This is a genomic window from Leclercia sp. TB492 (genome assembly GCF_049974505.2).
GTDB lineage: Bacteria > Pseudomonadota > Gammaproteobacteria > Enterobacterales > Enterobacteriaceae > Enterobacter > Enterobacter adecarboxylatus_C.
In genome coordinates this window covers 3,042,269-3,059,805 of the sequence record NZ_CM127572.1, presented here as the reverse complement: position 1 = coordinate 3,059,805, position 17,537 = coordinate 3,042,269, and the positions used below count along the sequence as shown (strand labels likewise).

Annotated in this window: 13 protein-coding genes; 11 read left to right on the top strand and 2 right to left on the bottom strand. The window is 56.4% G+C overall.

All coding sequences use genetic code 11. The features are described from left to right. On the top strand, positions 1-864 hold the full coding sequence (gene alkA, locus ACP4QI_RS14545) for a DNA-3-methyladenine glycosylase 2 (protein ID WP_156264212.1): 864 nt from the start codon (positions 1-3) through the stop codon (positions 862-864). On the opposite strand, the gene ACP4QI_RS14540 is transcribed toward alkA, so the two are convergent. Then, on the bottom strand, positions 835-4,164 hold the full coding sequence (locus ACP4QI_RS14540; protein WP_426495260.1) for a diguanylate cyclase: 3,330 nt from the start codon (positions 4,162-4,164) through the stop codon (positions 835-837). The two genes, alkA and ACP4QI_RS14540, sit on opposite strands and share 30 nt — an antisense overlap. 344 nt (positions 4,165-4,508) lie before the next feature. On the opposite strand from ACP4QI_RS14540, the gene udk reads away from it, so the two are divergent. The 3 genes from udk (at position 4,509) to asmA (ending at position 7,704) form a co-directional block, all read left to right on the top strand. Then, positions 4,509-5,150 (top strand): uridine kinase, encoded by a 642-nt coding sequence (gene udk, locus ACP4QI_RS14535; RefSeq protein WP_032612454.1) that lies wholly within the window; start codon positions 4,509-4,511, stop codon positions 5,148-5,150. Between the two features lie 91 nt (positions 5,151-5,241). Beyond that, positions 5,242-5,823 carry a dCTP deaminase gene (gene dcd / locus ACP4QI_RS14530; RefSeq protein WP_142486391.1) on the top strand — a complete coding sequence of 194 codons (582 nt, stop codon included), beginning with the start codon at positions 5,242-5,244 and terminating at the stop codon, positions 5,821-5,823. A 27-nt stretch (positions 5,824-5,850) separates the two neighbouring features. Beyond that, positions 5,851-7,704: an outer membrane assembly protein AsmA gene (gene asmA, locus ACP4QI_RS14525; RefSeq protein ID WP_426495261.1), complete on the top strand. Its 1,854-nt coding sequence runs from the start codon at positions 5,851-5,853 to the stop codon at positions 7,702-7,704. Positions 7,705-7,751: 47 nt separating this feature from the next. On the opposite strand, the gene ACP4QI_RS14520 is transcribed toward asmA, so the two are convergent. After that, entirely contained in the window at positions 7,752-9,335 is a 1,584-nt protein-coding gene (locus ACP4QI_RS14520) for a TerC family protein (protein WP_142486389.1), read from the bottom strand. A 690-nt stretch (positions 9,336-10,025) separates the two neighbouring features. Between ACP4QI_RS14520 and ACP4QI_RS14515 the strand changes: the two genes are divergently transcribed. Genes ACP4QI_RS14515 through wcaD form a run of 7 tightly spaced genes read left to right on the top strand, consistent with a single transcriptional unit; the run spans position 10,026 to position 17,536 of the window. Then, positions 10,026-11,162, top strand: coding sequence for a polysaccharide export protein (locus ACP4QI_RS14515; RefSeq protein ID WP_156264210.1), 1,137 nt, complete (start codon positions 10,026-10,028; stop codon positions 11,160-11,162). Positions 11,163-11,167: 5 nt separating this feature from the next. Then, complete coding sequence (gene wzb, locus ACP4QI_RS14510; RefSeq protein WP_142486387.1) at positions 11,168-11,611, top strand: low molecular weight protein-tyrosine-phosphatase Wzb; 444 nt, start codon at positions 11,168-11,170, stop codon at positions 11,609-11,611. A 2-nt stretch (positions 11,612-11,613) separates the two neighbouring features. Continuing rightward, positions 11,614-13,776, top strand: coding sequence for a tyrosine-protein kinase Wzc (gene wzc / locus ACP4QI_RS14505; protein ID WP_285111198.1), 2,163 nt, complete (start codon positions 11,614-11,616; stop codon positions 13,774-13,776). Positions 13,777-13,796: 20 nt separating this feature from the next. Beyond that, positions 13,797-14,636, top strand: coding sequence for a colanic acid biosynthesis glycosyltransferase WcaA (wcaA, locus tag ACP4QI_RS14500; RefSeq protein ID WP_142486385.1), 840 nt, complete (start codon positions 13,797-13,799; stop codon positions 14,634-14,636). A gap of 2 nt (positions 14,637-14,638) precedes the next feature. Continuing rightward, the gene (gene wcaB / locus ACP4QI_RS14495) at positions 14,639-15,127 is read left to right on the top strand and encodes a colanic acid biosynthesis acetyltransferase WcaB (RefSeq protein WP_142490002.1); all 489 of its coding nucleotides are present in this window, start codon (positions 14,639-14,641) and stop codon (positions 15,125-15,127) included. Further along, the gene (wcaC, locus tag ACP4QI_RS14490; RefSeq protein ID WP_156264208.1) at positions 15,124-16,341 is read left to right on the top strand and encodes a colanic acid biosynthesis glycosyltransferase WcaC; all 1,218 of its coding nucleotides are present in this window, start codon (positions 15,124-15,126) and stop codon (positions 16,339-16,341) included. The genes wcaB and wcaC overlap by 4 nt, the downstream gene beginning before the upstream one ends. Further along, complete coding sequence (gene wcaD, locus ACP4QI_RS14485) at positions 16,316-17,536, top strand: colanic acid polymerase WcaD (protein ID WP_426495262.1); 1,221 nt, start codon at positions 16,316-16,318, stop codon at positions 17,534-17,536. Before wcaC ends, wcaD begins: the two co-directional genes overlap by 26 nt. Position 17,537: the final 1 nt, after the last annotated feature.

The following is a 17,537-nucleotide window of genomic DNA, read 5'->3' as shown; positions in this document are numbered from 1 at the left end:
ATGTTTACCCTGACCTGGCAGCCGCCCTATGACTGGCAATGGATGTTGAAATTTCTTGGCGATCGTGCGGTCGCCGGGATCGAAATCGTGACCCCCACCGACTACACCCGCAGTTTTGCCTGCGAAGGCTACCGGGGGGTGATCCATGTGACGCCGCAACCCAGGGGCACGCTGGAGGTGGTGCTCAGCGACGGACTGTTGCCGATTGCCGATCTCTGCCTGGCGCGCATCACCCGCCTGTTCGATCTGCACTGCGATCCGCAGCAGATCGCCGCTGCGCTGGGCACTCTGGGAGCCGCACGGCCTGGCCTGCGCCTGCCGGGCTCCGTTGATACCTGGGAGCAGGGCGTGCGCGCGATCCTCGGGCAACTGGTCAGCGTGGCGATGGCCGCGAAGCTGACGGCTAAGCTGGTGGCGCTCTGCGGTGAACCCCTGCCTGAGGCACCGGGCTATCGCTGTTTCCCGACCCCTGCCGCGGTGGCGGGTGCCGATCCGCTGGCGTTGAAAGCGCTGGGCATGCCGCTGAAGCGCGCGGAAGCGCTGATTCATCTTGCGCAGTCGGTGGTGGCGGGGGATTTCCCCCAGGAGACCCCGGAGGATATCGATAGCGCGATAAAAGCCCTCCAGACCCGACCGGGGATCGGCCGCTGGACGGCGAACTACTTCGCCCTGCGCGGCTGGCAGGCCAAAGATGTCTTTCTGGCGGATGATTATGCGATTAAACAGCGCTTTGCCGGGATGACCCCGGCGCAAATACGCCGCTATGCCGAACGCTGGCAGCCGTGGCGTTCGTATGCCCTGCTGCATATCTGGTATACCGACGGCTGGACGCCATCAGTTGATGGCGAAATAAGTGGTATTTAGCAGGAGTTCCAGCGGCTGCGGCTCACCGATGGTATTGCCGAAGATATAGTCAATACCAATGCCGGAAAGGGTATCCATCATGATCGGCTGATTGCTCGGCCCGGCAATGGTCTTAATGCCCAGACGGCGGGCATGGCCCTGAATAATGGTCACCAGCATCTCATCCATCAGATTACCGTGGACGTTAATCACCAGCTCGGGATCGAGGAGCAGATAATCGGCCATCTGCGCGCTCAGGTGGTTGAACACCTCCATATCGCGGCCCACGTGGCTCAGGATAATCTGGCATCCGGCCTGGCGCAGCTTGTCCAGGTTGTTGCGGCTGTGCTCATCCTCCAGCGTCAGCACGCTGACGTGCACCACCAGATGCAGCAGACGCGGCTGCAGCGGGCTGGCGCTCAGCATCTCCAGCAGTTCATCCACCAGCGTGGCGCTGGCGAGACCGGCCATCGACAGCGGCAGGGCGACCCCGGTGCCTTTGCTGGTCAGTGGCGTGGCGAAATTGCGGAAAAACTCCTGCAAAATACGTCTGTCGAGGGCGTGTACCAGCTCAGGCTCTGCCAGCCCGGCCCGGAAGGCTTGCTCTTCCAGCATCTCGCCGTCGTTGGTCCACAGTCGCAGGGCCAGCATCCAGAAGGTGCTGCTTTCAGGGATCCGCGGCGACGCGACGCTGCGGGCGATCATCAACAGATGGTTGTCTTTGATCATGTGCCACTGTTCGTCGAGCGAGATGGTGCCCGGCGCGTCAGGCATCCGTTCCTGCTGCGGTTCATATACCGTCACCACGCCGCGACCGTTGTTTTTCGAGGAGTAGCAGGCGATATCGGCCTGCGACATCACCTCTGAGGCCTGATTGTTGCGCTCGTCGATCTGGGTGATCCCGGCGCTGGCACCAATCCGGTGCAGGCGGCCCTCCCACATAAAGTGATACTCGTTAATAGCGTCAATGATGCGACCGGCAATATAGCGCGCGCTTTCGGTATTGCAGTCCGGCAGCAGCAGGCCGAACTCATCCCCGCCGAGGCGCGCCAGCATGTCGGTGGAGCGCAGCATACTGAGCATCAGCGACGACAGCTCCCGGAGCAGCGCATCCCCCGCCGCGTGGCCTGCCGTGTCGTTGACCGCCTTAAAGCGGTCGAGATCGATAAACACCAGCGCATGACGCTGACGGGTATCCTGCACGGTGTGTAACATCCGCTTGAGATAGGCTTCAAAGCTGACGCGGTTCGCCAGGTGGGTAAGGGCATCGTGAGAGGCGTTATAGCTCAGCTCGCGCAGCATTTTGCGCGACTCGGTGACGTCCTGAATGACCAGCACTGAGCCAATGTTTTGCCCGTCGAGGGTGCTCAGCGGGGTAATGCTGTAGTGGATGTCGTAGCTGCCGCCGTTGCGGCTGTGCAGCACCACATCCTGTTCAATATCCGTCCGGGACATATCCCCGCTATGAATATTCTCCATCAGCGGGCCGTTATCCCCGAAGGTAATATGCAGCACCGAGAGGATCGGTTGCCCCAGCGCATCCTGCTGCAGCCAGCCGCTCATTTTCTCCGCCACCGGGTTCATAAAAGTGACGTTCATATTCACATCGGTACAGAGCACCGCTTCACCGATGGAGTCGAGAGTAATATGCAGACGCTCTTTTTCCTGAAACAGCGCCTCATTCAGCTCTTTGACCTCGGTCATATCCATATTGATGCCGAGCAGGCGTTCCACTTCCCCCTGCTTATTGAGAACCCGGTTCGCCAGGGCGCGGATATGGCGAATGCCATCCTTCACCCGGATGCGGAACTCCAGCTTGAACGGAATGCGGGCTGCCAGCGAATCACGTACCACCTGTTCTGCCAGGGCGCGATCTTCCGGCAGCATGCACTCGTGCCACAGCTGCCAGGTAGGTTTGACGTGCGCTGGCACTTCGTACATCTCGAACATGCGTTTGTCCCAGCTGATGACGTTAGGTTTAACGTCCCACTCCCAGATGCCGATACCGCCCGCTTCGTTGGCCAGGGTAATACGCTCCATCAGGCGCTTATTGACCCATTCGGTATGCTTGAGATCGTTAATGTCTTCGATCTGGGCGATAAAATAGAGTGGCGTGCCGTCGGCGTGACGCACCAGCGACACCGCCAGCAGCGCCCAGACCACCTCACCGTTACGGGTGTAATAGCGTTTCTCCAGCGAGTAACTGTTGATTTCGCCGTTCAACAGCTGCTCAAGCTGCTCCAGATCGCTTTCAAGATCTTCCGGCCAGGTTAATTGCTGGAAGTTAAGGGAGCGCAGCTCTGACTGGCTGTAGCCGAGGAACTGACACAGCGCCTTGTTGGCCTGTAGCCATTGGCCGTCGGTGCTGACCAGCGCCATGCCGATAACGGAATATTCCATCGCATTACGGAAACGCTCTTCGCTCTCGGTGATGTGCTTACGCTCTGCGCGAAACGCATACATCACCATGGTCATGATGTTAGCGGGGAGCAGCATCATCAGGAACGGCAGCCAGGGGGCGTTGATCATCGCGCTGGCATATTGTGTCGCCAGCGGGGTGGGGTTTTTGGCGATCATCAACGACACCATCATCACCGTGACCAGGAAGACCAGGAAGGCTTCCAGGCGCGGCAGCCGCACGGCGCTCCACATCAGCAGAACGATAATGGCCGTAAACGGCCACGGCAGAAACTGCAGGGAGATCCAGCTCAGAACCAGCGTTACCGCCATGGTCAGCAGGGTTTCAAACAATAACCGCGGATTGCGGTGACGCAGAAGATAGTGCGGCTTGAACAGCAGGCCTAAAGGCACCAGCGCCAGCGAGCCGATAGACTCCGACAGCACCCAGACCAGAAAACTGCGCAGCGGCTCGTCGCCCGGCACCAGCAGATAAATCAGCACCCCGCCCAGCAGGGGAGGGAGGACGGCGCTGCCGATCGCCAGACGGATCCAGTCGGCCAGATTCTGCAGCGGATTGTAGCTGGGCAGCAGTTTACGCAGCAGCAAGGCCCCAACGAAGGCCTCCGCGATGTTAACGCCGGCATACCAGAAGTTGATCGACGCCCAGGAGAAGATCAGCCAGGACGCCAGGATGTTACCGAGGGTGCAGGCGAAGGCGATCCCGGGCCACATCTTCCCGGCGTGGCGGTAAAACGCCACCATCATAATGGAGGTCGGGAACCATAAAGGTGCCAGAAATGTTCCGAAACGGGTTAGTTCGAGCGAGAAAAGAGTGAAGATGAAGGTAACCAGACCAAGACTGACAAGCCGTAGTAAAGGATGTGGCGTAGTTACCAAAACGCGCTGGTATTTTTTATTCATTACCGCTTTATCCGAAGACGCCATGCCGCCAGGAGCCAACTCCGGACGAGTTCATTTTCTAATTTGGATCATGCTAGTACAAACAATTTACAATTAATATGGTATGTGCTCATAATTTGACATCACAGAGTTATTAAATACTTATCCTGCAAAAATTTCACCTTTGACGCTGGAAAAGTAACCGGGAAAATTTACCAGAGGGACGATCGGCACGGACTTTGAACGCGTCTCGCATAACATTTCTATTCGACTGGTATCAGGCCCGTGAAATCCCTATAATTGCCGCGTTTGACGCTCAGGCGTCGTCCTTCCTTACATCCAGGTTACTCAGGTCGCAAAAATTTATGACTGATAAGTCTCATCAGTGCGTCATTATAGGCATCGCCGGCGCATCGGCTTCAGGTAAAAGTCTCATTGCCAGTACACTTTACCGTGAATTACGTGAACAGGTCGGTGATGAGCACATCGGTGTCATTCCAGAAGACAGCTATTACAAAGATCAAAGCCATCTGTCGATGGAAGAGCGTGTTAAGACCAATTATGACCATCCAAGCGCGATGGATCACAGCCTGTTATTCCAGCACCTCCAGGCCCTGAAGAACGGCACCGCCATTGAGCTGCCGGTCTATAGCTATGTCGAACACACCCGTCTGCAGGAAACCGTGCGCATCGCCCCGAAAAAGGTCATCATCCTCGAAGGGATCCTGCTGCTGACCGACGCCCGTCTGCGCGAGTCGATGAATTTCTCGATTTTTGTCGATACGCCGCTGGATATCTGCCTGATGCGCCGCATCAAACGCGACGTGAACGAACGCGGCCGCTCCATGGATTCGGTGATGGCGCAGTACCAGAAAACGGTACGCCCAATGTTCCTGCAGTTCATTGAGCCCTCCAAACAGTATGCCGATATCATCGTGCCGCGCGGGGGTAAAAACCGCATTGCCATTGATATCCTGAAAGCGAAAATCAGCCAGTTTTTTGAATAACACGCGCGAATTGTGTACCGTTCAAAGATAATCGGGTTCGCCCTCCGGCTTTATTGGCCTGAGGGCGCGATGCACGAAAGGAGAAAGTGGCATGCGTCTATGTGACCGAGATATTGAAGCCTGGCTGGACGAAGGCCGTCTGACCATCACCCCGCGCCCGCCGGTCGAGCGGATTAACGGCGTCACTGTTGATGTGCGTCTGGGGAATAAGTTTCGTACCTTCAGCGGACATACTGCGCCCTTTATCGACCTCAGCGGGCCGAAAGATGAAGTCAGCGCCGCGCTCGATCGGGTGATGAGTGATGAAATCGTGCTGGACGACGGCGACGCGTTTTACCTGCACCCGGGTGAACTGGCGCTGGCGGTCACTTTTGAGTCCATCACCCTGCCGGCGGATCTGGTGGGCTGGCTCGACGGCCGTTCCTCTCTGGCGCGTCTGGGGCTGATGGTGCACGTCACCGCGCACCGTATCGATCCAGGCTGGTCCGGACGGATTGTGCTGGAGTTTTTCAACGCCGGTAAACTGCCGCTGGCGCTGCGCCCGGGCATGATGATCGGCGCGTTGAGTTTTGAGCCGTTAACCGGCCCGGCGGCACGTCCGTATAACGCCCGTCAGGACGCCAAATATCGCGACCAGCAGGGTGCGGTCGCCAGTCGTATTGATAAAGATTGAGCTTAAACCCGGTCCATTGAGGAAGCCATGAGAAGAGTTCTGACAACGCTGATGATTTTGCTGGTAGTGCTGGTTGCTGGCCTGTCAGCGTTGGTTCTGCTGGTCAACCCCAATGACTTTCGCGCCTACATGGTGCGTCAGGTCGAGGCGCGCAGCGGTTACGCTCTGAAGCTGGAGGGGCCGCTGCGCTGGCACGTCTGGCCGCAGCTCAGCATCCTGTCCGGGCGTATGTCGCTGACCGCACCGGGGGCGACAGTGCCGTTGGTTGCCGCCGACAACATGCGCCTCGACGTGGCGTTGATGCCGCTCTTTTCGCATCAGCTACAGGTCAATCAGGTGATGCTCAAAGGGGCAGTGATCCAGCTGACCCCGCAGTCTGAAGCGGTACGTAATGCCGATGCGCCGGTGGCCCCGCGTGAAAACACGCTCCCGGATAAAGCGGATGATGCCGGCTGGTCATTCGATATTGGCCGCCTGAAGGTGGCAGACAGCCTGCTGGTATTTCAGCATGAGGGTGACGAGCAGGTCACGGTGCGCAATATCAACCTGCATATGGAGCAGGATGAACATCACAAAGGCAAGATTGACTTTAGCGGCCGCGTTAACCGCAATCAGCGTGATCTGACCCTCTCCTTTGCAGCAAATGTCAACGCCTCTGATTATCCCCACCTGCTCAGCGCCGACATTCAGCAGCTGAACTGGCAACTGACCGGTGTTGATCTGCCTGCGCAGGGCATCAACGGGCAGGGTACGCTGCAGGCGCAGTGGCGCGAAGAGCAGAAGCAGCTCGAGCTTAACCAGCTCAGCTTACAGGCCAATGACAGCGCGCTCACCGGACAGGCGAGCGTGATTCTGGGCAAGGAACCGCAGTGGAACATGAACCTGCAGTTCGACAAGCTCAATCTTGAAAACCTCCTTCCGGCGCAGGACGCCGCAGCCGCCGACGGCGAGGTGGTACAGCAGGGGCAAACTCAGGCTAAACCGCAGCGCCCGGTGATCGCCTCCAGTCTGGAGCAGCCCGATTACAACGGCCTGCGCGGTTTTAGCGCCGATATTCTGCTGAAAGCCAATACCGTTCACTGGCGAGGGATGGATTTTACCCAGGTCTCCAGCCAGATGAGCAACAAAAACGGTCTTCTGACCATTGCTGAACTGAGCGGTAAGCTGGGGGAAGGGCATATCTCCTTACCCGGTACGCTCGATGTGCGTAAAGCCGTTGCCCGGTCGATGTTCCAGCCGCGTCTGGACAACATTGAGATCGGCACCATCCTGAAGGCCTTTAACTACCCGATTTCGCTGACCGGTAGCCTGACCATGGCGGGTGATTTCTCGGGCAGCAAGATTGACGCCGACGCCTTCCGTCACCACTGGCAGGGTCAGGCCCATCTGGAAATGCAGAATACCCGGATGGAAGGGCTTAACTTCCAGCAGCTGGTGCAGCAGGCCGTAGAACGCAGCAGCAATGTGAAGGTGAAAGAGAACGTCGATAACGCGACCCGTCTGGATAGCTTTGTCACCGATCTGCGCCTCGATGAAGGTCAGGTGACGCTGGATGATATGCAGGGCGCCTCGCCAATGCTGACGCTCGAAGGTAACGGCACCCTGGATCTGATCAAGGAGACGGCCGACACCCGCTTCAAAATCCGCGTGCTGGAGGGCTGGCTGGGTGAAGGTAAGCTGATCGATTTCCTGAAAACGACGCCGATCCCGCTGAACGTGTATGGCAACTGGCAGGCGCTGAACTACAGCCTGCAGGTGGATCAGCTGCTGCGTAAACATCTTCAGGATGAGGCGAAACGCCGTCTGAGCGGTTGGGCGGATAAGAATAAAGATTCGCAAAACGGCAAAGATGTGAAGAAGTTACTGGAGAAGCTTCAGTAAGCGCTCATTTCTCTCACACCCCGCCCCGGAAGGCGGGGTGAAAAGTATCACAACTCGTAATCCACATCATCCTGCGTCATTAGCGGGATCAGCTGCACCTTCTGCACCCGGTGGTTTTCCACCTCCAGCGTTTTCAGCGCATAATCCCCCACCTGAACCTCTTCGCCCGGCTGCGGGATCCGCTGCAGATACTCCATCAACAGACCGGCAATGGTGTGATATTCCCGCTTATCGTCCAGCGGCAGCGGCACATACTGGACCAGATCTTCCAGCGGCATATGGCCGTTGGCAGTCCAGCTGCCGTCAGCATTCTTCTGAATATCGTGCCGGGCGTCGATCTCCTCCACTTCGTTCGGCAGGTTCCCGGCGATGGTTTCCATCACGTCGCTGAGGGTCACGAGCCCCTCTACGGAACCAAACTCATCCACCACGAAGGCGAAATGGGTGCGCGCATTACGGAACTGCTCCAGCGCCTGCAGCAGCGGCAGCATCTCCGGGAACACCAGCGGCTGACGGATCAGCACCCGCAGGTTAAGCGGCTCGCCGCGCAGCTGCTGATTGAGCAGGTCGATAACGTGTACCACCCCCAGTAGCTCCTCTTCCTTTTCGCCACCTGTAACCACGATGCGGGTATGCTGGTTTTTATCCAGCAGCGCACGAATGCTGCTCTCGGGTGTGTTGAGGTCGATATGCTCAATATCGTGGCGCGAGGTCATGATGCTGCTGACGGAGCGCTGGTTAAGATGCAGCACCCGCTCAATCATCCGCCGCTCCTGCGGGGCAAAGATCGGGCTGTCGTCGTGGTCGGCCAGCAGCGAGGCGGCCTGCGCATCCAGTTCGGCATCCTCTTTTTTACCGCTCAGCAGACGAATAACCGTGTCGGCGGTACGCTGGCGCAGCGTCTGATTAGCGGAGAGGAAGCGGCGGCGGTTGAAGATCGCCAGCTGGTTCAGGGCCTCGATAATCACCGAGAAGCCAATCGCGGCATACAGATAGCCTTTCGGAATATGGAAGCCAAAACCGTCGGCCACCAGGCTAAAGCCGATCATCAGCAGGAAGCTCAGACATAAAATCACAATCGTCGGATGGTCATTCACAAAGCGCGTGAGCGCCTTGCTGGCCATCACCATCAGCGCAATGGCGATAATTACCGCAGCCATCATCACCGCCAGGTGATCGACCATTCCCACGGCGGTGATCACCGAATCCAGTGAGAAAACGGCGTCCAGCACCACGATTTGTGCGACCACGGCCCAGAATTTGGCTCCGCGCCGCTGGGTGGGGTTCTCGCTGTCCTTGCCTTCCAGCCTTTCGTTGAGTTCGACGGTGGCTTTGAAAATCAGGAAAAAACCACCAAACAGCATGATCAGATCGCGGGCGCTAAAGCCAAAACCGTGGACGGTAAACAGCGGGCGGGTGAGGGTCACCAGCCAGGAGATAGAGGCCAACAGCAGCAGGCGCATCACCATCGCCATTAACAGGCCGGTGATGCGGGCGCGGTCGCGCTGAGCAGGGGGCAGTTTTTCGGCGAGAATAGCGATAAAGACCAGGTTATCGATACCGAGCACGAGTTCCAGCACCACCAGGGTGACGAGTCCGGCCCATATTGATGGATCTGCTATCCATTCCATAGTGTGAGTAATACCTTTCGTTATATGACAATTGTCACATTTCGATCATGGATACTGCGCCTGAAAAATGCAATGCCAGCCGGGCATTTATCTGCACAGATTTTCCTGAATCATGGGGGAAATAAACCCCGCACTCTGTAGGTTAATATTGTGAATAGTCTGTATTCTCGCAAAATAAGAAATATCGCAGGTCGAGATGGCTATCGAATAAAGTCAATATAAAGCTATTCCTAAAAATGCAGAAATGTCGGCGTTAATATTAATCTTAAAAGCCACGCCTTCGTTGATGTTTCCTTGCCTGCTATTCCGTTAGCTGCAACAATTCTTTCAGCATCAAATTGCGCTGCTTCCTGATGCTATTTCTGTGTCGGTTTAATGACGTGAAAAACTTATATCGGGTTCGGAATTTTCCTGCCTTTTATATTTTTACGTTATGCCATATCAAAGAGGGTGTTTATCCCTAACTTACTGTTTATGCAGTGGATTGGTAACTGAAAGCCAAGGGCGGTAGCGTGCCTGAAGGTGTGATGATCAGCCTCGATTATTCTGTCAATAGCCTTAGGGTGAATAAGCTTCTTTTAGGACTGATGCCAGTTATATTTCTCTTTTATTAACTGCATGCTAAAACTAATACGCCTTTAGCTTATTTAAACGCACAGGGTAATTACCTGCCAAAGTGATAAATAATCAATGATGAAATCCAAAATGAAATTGATGCCATTATTGGTATCTGTGACCTTGATGAGTGGTTGTACAATCTTCCCCGGCAGCAATATCTCAACTTCCGGTAAGGATGTGATTAAACAGCAGGATGCTGATTTTGATATCAACCGCATGGTGAATGTTTATCCAATGACTCCGCAGCTGGTTGAACAATTACGCCCTCGCCCGGTCGTGGCGCGACCTAACAATAGCCTCGACCAGGAGATCGCCAACTACCAGTACCGCGTCGGGCCCGGGGATGTCATTAACGTCACCGTCTGGGATCACCCGGAGCTGACCACCCCGGCGGGGCAGTATCGTAGCTCCAGCGATACCGGCAACTGGGTTCAGGCGGATGGCACCATGTTCTATCCCTATGTCGGCAAACTTCGCGTGGCGGGCAAAACGCTCGCGCAGATCCGTAGTGATATTACCGGCCGTTTAGCGCAATACATCGCTGACCCGCAGGTGGACGTTAATATCGCCGCGTTCCGTTCGCAGAAAGTCTATGTCTCCGGCCAGGTGAATAAATCCGGCCAGCAGCCAATCACCAACGTGCCGCTGACGGTGCTTGACGCCATCAACGCCGCGGGCGGGCTCACCGATGGCGCCGACTGGCGCAACGTGGTGCTGACCCATAAGGGCAAAGAGGAGCGTATCTCCCTGCAGGCGCTGATGCAGAACGGCGATCTGAGCCAGAACCGTCTGCTCTATCCGAGCGATATCCTGTTTGTGCCGCGCAATGACGACCTGAAAGTGTTCGTGATGGGTGAAGTGAAGAAACAGAGCACTCTCAAGATGGACTTGAGCGGTATGACCCTGACCGAAGCGCTCGGCAACGCGGAAGGGCTGGATATGAGCACCTCCGACGCCAGCGGTATCTTCGTGATCCGTCCGATTACAGGAAACGCTGGGAAGGGCAAGATCGCCAACGTCTACCAGCTGGATATGTCTGATGCCACCTCGCTGGTGATGGCAACCGGGTTCCGCCTGCAGCCGTATGACGTGGTCTACGTCACCACCGCGCCGATAACGCGCTGGAACCGTGTGATGAACCAGCTGATGCCGACCATCAACAATATCCATACCATGACCGACACGGTACATCAGTACCACAACTGGTGATAACGATGTTTAACAAAATTCTGGTGGTTTGTGTGGGGAATATTTGCCGTTCCCCCACCGCTGAGCGGCTTTTGAAACAGTACCAGCCACAGCTGACCGTCGCGTCAGCCGGGCTGGGGGCACTGGTAGGTAAAGGTGCTGACGAGCGCGCAAGTCAGGTCGCGGCAGAGCATCAGCTTTCGCTCGACGGGCATTGCGCCCGTCAGGTGTCAGCCAGCCTGTGCCGTGACTATGACCTGATCCTCGCCATGGAAAAACGCCACATCCACGCCCTGTGCGATATCGCACCGGAGATGCGCGGCAAGGTGATGCTCTTTGGTCACTGGGATAACGAGCGTGAGATCCCCGATCCGTATCGCAAAAGCCATGAAGCGTTTGAGGCGGTTTACACCTTACTCGACCAGTCTGCCCGCCAGTGGGCACAGGCACTGAACGTTCAGCAGGGATAATAATGACAGCAAACGTAAAACCTTCTGCCGCCCCGAGTGCGGGCAGTGATGAAATTGATATTGGTCGTCTGATCGGCACCGTGGTTGAGGCGCGCTGGTGGGTGATAGGGATCACCGCGGTATTTGCCGTTGCGGCGGTGATTTACACCCTCTTTGCCACCCCGATCTACAGCGCCGACGCGCTGGTGCAAATTGAGCAGAACAGCGGCAGTTCGCTGGTGCAGGACATTGGTTCGGCGCTGGCGAACAAGCCGCCCGCCTCGCAGGCGGAAATCGAGCTGATTCAGTCCCGCCTGGTGTTGGGTAAAACCGTGGACGATCTGGATCTCGATATCGGCGTCAGCAAAAACACCTTCCCGGTGTTTGGCGCAGGCTGGGATCGGCTGATGGGCCGTCAGAACGATACCGTCAAAGTGACCACCTTTACGCTGCCTGCCGGGGGGGCCAGCCAGGTCTTCACCCTCGAGGTGCTGGGCAAAGATCAGTATCAGCTCACCAGCGACGCCGGGTTTAGCGCCCGCGGCAAGGTGGGGGAAATGTTGACGAAAGACGGCGTGAGCATGATGGTCAGCGCCATTCATGCCGAGAGCGGCAGCGAATTTACCGTCAGCAAATTCTCAATGCTGGGGATGATCAATAACCTGCAGGGGAACCTGACGGTCACCGAAACCGGGAAAGATACCGGGGTGCTGAGGCTGAACTTTACCGGGGAAGACAAGGATAAGATCCGCGACATTCTCAACAGCATCACCCGCAATTACCAGGCACAAAACGTGAAGCGCAAGTCGGAAGAGGCGTCAAAAAGTCTCGACTTCCTTGCCAAACAGCTCCCGGAGGTGCGCGGTCATCTGGATGAGGCCGAGAACAAGCTCAACGCCTTCCGCCAGGATAAAGATTCCGTCGACCTGCCGCTGGAGGCGAAGTCGGTGCTGGATTCGATGGTCAACATCGACGCCCAGCTCAACGAGCTGACCTTTAAAGAGGCGGAAATTTCCAAACTCTACACCAAACGTCACCCTGCCTACCGCACGCTGCTGGAAAAACGCCAGACGCTGGAAGAGGAAAAAGCGAAACTCAACGGTCGCGTCACTGCGATGCCAAAAACCCAGCAGGAGATCCTGCGTCTGACCCGCGACGTGGAGTCCGGCCAGCAGGTCTATATGCAGCTGCTGAACAAACAGCAGGAGCTGAAGATCACCGAAGCGAGCACCGTTGGCGACGTGCGGATTGTCGATCCGGCCATCACTCAGCCCGGCGTGCTGAAGCCGAAGAAGGCGCTGATTATTCTCGGCAGCATCATTCTCGGCCTGATGCTCTCTATCGTTGGGGTCCTGCTGCGCTCCCTGTTTAACCGTGGGATCGAAAGCCCGCAGGTGCTGGAAGAGCACGGCATCAATGTCTACGCCAGCATCCCGCTGTCGGAATGGCAGAAAACCCGTGACAACGTCAAAACCACGAACGGGGTTAAACGTTACAAACAGAGCCAGCTGCTGGCGGTGGGTAACCCGACGGATCTGGCCATCGAAGCCATTCGTAGCCTGCGCACCAGCCTGCACTTCGCCATGATGCAGGCCAGCAACAACGTGCTGATGCTCTCGGGGGTCAGCCCGTCGATCGGTAAAACCTTCGTCTGCGCCAACCTGGCGGCGGTGGTCAGTCAGACCAACAAGCGTGTGCTGTTGATCGACTGCGATATGCGTAAGGGCTACACCCACGAACTGCTGGGCACCAACAACGTAAACGGGCTGTCGGACATCCTGCTTGGCAAGGGGGATATCAGCCAGTGCGCGAAACCGACCTCCATCCCTAACTTTGACCTCGTCTCGCGTGGGCAGGTGCCGCCTAACCCGTCGGAACTGCTCATGAGCGAGCGTTTCACCCAGCTGGTGAAATGGGCCAGCGAGAATTATGACCTGGTGCTGATCGATACCCCGCCAATCCTTGCGGTGACCGATGCGGCGATTGTTGGTCGCCACGCGGGTACCACTCTGATGGTGGCGCGTTATGCGGTGAACACCCTGAAAGAGGTCGAGACCAGCCTCAGCCGCTTTGAGCAAAACGGCATTGCGGTGAAAGGGGTGATCCTCAACTCCATCTTCCGCCGCGCTACCGGGTATCAGGATTACGGATATTACGAGTACGAATATAAATCGGACAGCAAGTAATGAGCCATTCGGGGAATACCATGACACCACGCCCTTTGATTTCTATTTATATGCCGACATGGAACCGTCAGCAGCTGGCGATCCGTGCGATAAAGTCGGTATTGCGCCAGGATTACGACCACTGGGAATTGATCATCGTTGACGACTGCTCCTCCTCCTGGGAACAGCTGCAGCAGTTTGTCACTGACCTCAACGATCCGCGCGTAGTCTATACCCACAACGCCATCAACTCTGGCGCCTGTGCGGTACGCAATCAGGCGATTCTACAGGCCAACGGCCAGTACCTGACCGGCATTGACGATGACGACGAATGGACGCCGAACCGGCTCTCGACCTTCCTGGCGCATCAGCACCATCTGGTGACCCATGCGTTCCTCTATGCCAACGACTACGTCTGCGAAGGGGAGGTCTACTCCCAGCCCGCCAGCCTGCCGCTCTACCCGAAATCGCCATACTCGCGCCAGCTGTTCTACAAGCGCAACATCATCGGCAATCAGGTCTTTACCTGGGCATGGCGCTTTAAGGAGTGCCTGTTCGATACCGAACTGAAGGCCGCCCAGGACTACGACATCTTCCTGCGGATGGTGATGGAGTATGGCGAGCCCTGGAAGGTGGACGAGGCGACGCAAATTCTGCACATCAACCACGGGGAGATGCAGATCACCTCCTCGCCGAAAAAGTTCTCCGGCTACTTCCACTTCTACCGCAAGCACCGGGACAAGTTCGACCGCGCCAGCCGTAAGTATCAGCTGTTTACCCTGTATCAGATCCGCAACAAGCGCATGAACTGGCGCACGCTGCTGACGCTGATCTCGGTGCGTAACGGCAAGCGCCTGGCTGACGGACTGCGGGGGAAATAATGGTGCTGGAAGATTGTCGCGCAAACAGCTGGAGCCTGCGCCCCTGCTGTATGGTGCTGGCCTACCGGGTGGCACATTTCTGCTCCGTCTGGCGCAAAAAGAACGTCCTCAACAATCTGTGGGCGGCCCCGGTGCTGGTGCTGTACCGCATCATCACCGAGTGCTTCTTCGGCTACGAAATCCAGGCCGCAGCCACCATCGGACGGCGCTTTACCATTCACCACGGCTATGCCGTGGTGATCAATAAGTTCGTGGTCGCCGGGGATGATTTTACCATCCGTCACGGCGTAACCCTCGGCAACCGCGGCCCGGACAGCCTGGCCTGCCCGGTGATCGGCAATAACGTTGAGCTGGGCGCCAACGTGGTGATGATCGGCGATATCACCGTGGGCAATAACGTCACCGTGGGAGCGGGAAGCGTGGTGCTCGACAGCATCCCGGACAACGCGCTGGTGGTGGGCGAGAAGGCCCGGGTGAAGGTGATCAAATGAATATTCTGCAATTTAACGTGCGTCTCGCCGAGGGCGGGGCGGCAGGGGTGGCGCTGGATCTGCACCAGCGCGCGCTGCAAAAAGGGCTTCAGTCGCGCTTTATCTACGGCTACGGCAAGGGTGGCAAGAAGAGCGTCAGCCACGACCGCTACCCGCAGGTGGTGAAACACACCCCGCGGCTGACCTCGGTGGCGAATATTGCGCTGTTCCGTCTGTTTAACCGCGATCTTTTCGGCAACCTTAACAACCTGTATCGCACCGTGACCCGCACGCCGGGCCCGGTAGTGCTGCATTTCCACGTGCTGCACAGCTACTGGTTGAAGCTGGAGGAGGTGGTGGCCTTCTGCCAAAAGGTGCAGGCGCACAAGCCCGATACCACCTTCGTCTGGACCCTGCACGATCACTGGAGCGTCACCGGTCGCTGCGCCTTTACCGACGGCTGCGAAGGCTGGAAAGACAATTGCCAGAAGTGCCCGACGCTCGGCAACTATCCCCCGGTGAAGGTGGATCGCGCCCACCAGCTGGTGGCGGGTAAACGCCAGCTGTTCCGCGACATGCTGGCGCTCGGCTGCCAGTTTATCTCCCCCAGCCAGCATGTGGCCGACGCCTTTAACAGCCTGTACGGGGCAGGGCGCTGCCGGATCATCAACAACGGTATCGACGTGGCGACGGAAGCCATTCTGGCGGAGCTGACGCCGGTCGCCGTCACGCCGGGCAAACCGAAAATCGCGGTGGTGGCCCACGACCTGCGCTACGACGGTAAGACCAACCAGCAGCTGGTGCGCCAGATCATGGCCCTTGGCGATAAGGTCGAACTGCACACCTTCGGCAAGTTTTCGCCCTTTGACGGCGCCAACGTGATCAACCACGGCTTCGAAACCGACAAGCGCAAGCTGATGAGCGCCCTGAACGGTATGGACGCGCTGGTGTTCAGTTCCCGGGTTGATAACTACCCGCTGATCCTGTGCGAGGCGCTCTCCATCGGGGTGCCGGTGATCGCTACCCACAGTGACGCCGCCCGGGAAGTGCTGGAAAAATCAGGGGGCAAAACCTTCAGTGAAAACGAGGTGCTGCCGCTGGTGCAGCTGTCGAAGGCGGAGATCGCCCAGGCGGTTTTTGGCACTGACCTGGAATCGTTCCGCACCCGCAGCCGCCAGGCCTACAGTGGACAACAGATGCTGGAGGAGTATGTCTCGTTCTATCAGAATCTGTAGCTATCTGCTGCTGCCGCTGATCTACCTGCTGGTCAACGTCAAAATTGCCCAGCTGGGTGAGAGCTTCCCCATCACCATCGTCACTTTTTTACCGCTGCTGCTGTTGCTGTTCGTCGATAAGATCAGCGTGAAAAAGTTGATGATTGCGCTGGGATTGGGCGTCGGGCTGACGGCCTTTAACTACATCTTTGGTCAGTCGCTGGACGCCAGCAAATATGTCACCTCCACCATGCTGTTTGTCTATATCGTGATCATTATCGGTATGGTGTGGAGTATTCGTTTTAAAACTATCTCGCCGCACAATTATCGGAAGATCCTCAGGTTCTTTTATCTGGTCATCGGCATCATTGTTATGATAGCGGCGCTGGAGATGGCGCAAATTATTTTGACGGGCGGCAGTAGCCTGATGGAAATAATTTCGAAATATCTTATTTACAGTAATAGCTATGTACTGAATTTCATTAAATTTGGCGGCAAGCGTACCACGGCACTCTATTTCGAACCGGCATTCTTCGCTCTGGCGTTAATCTCAATTTGGCTCAGCATTAAACAGTTTGGTATCAAAACGCCCAAGAGCGATGCTATGATTCTTGCAGGAATAGTCCTGTCTGGATCGTTCTCCGGGGTAATGACCTTTATTCTTTTTTACCTCCTGGAGTGGGCGTTCCAGTATCTGAATAAAGAGGCCATCAGGAAAAAGTTACCTTTGGCGATCATTTCATTGTCAGTGTTTCTGGTCGGGGTGGTATTCGCCTTCCCGTATATTTCCGAGCGTCTTGGTGATTTAGGAACCGAAGGATCGTCATCCTATTACCGTATTATCGGTCCACTGGTGATGGTGGGTTACTCTTTAACCCATATTGATGGCGTTGTCAGATTTGGCTCACTTTATGAATATGTCGCATCATTCGGAATCTTTAACGGTGCGGATGTCGGAAAAACCATAGACAATGGCTTGTATCTGCTGATTATTTATTTTTCCTGGTTCGCAGTGTTATTAACGGCGTGGTATCTGTTCAAAGTTTTCAAAATGACGATCAGCGCCTTTGGTGATAATCAGAATTTTCGCGTACAGCTTTATCTTTTTACGCCGGTGTCGCTGTTTTTTACCGGGTCAATATTTAGCCCGGAGTACGCATTCTTAATTGTTTGCCCGTTTATTTTGCGCAAGGCGCTTAATATTACGCATTCATAAC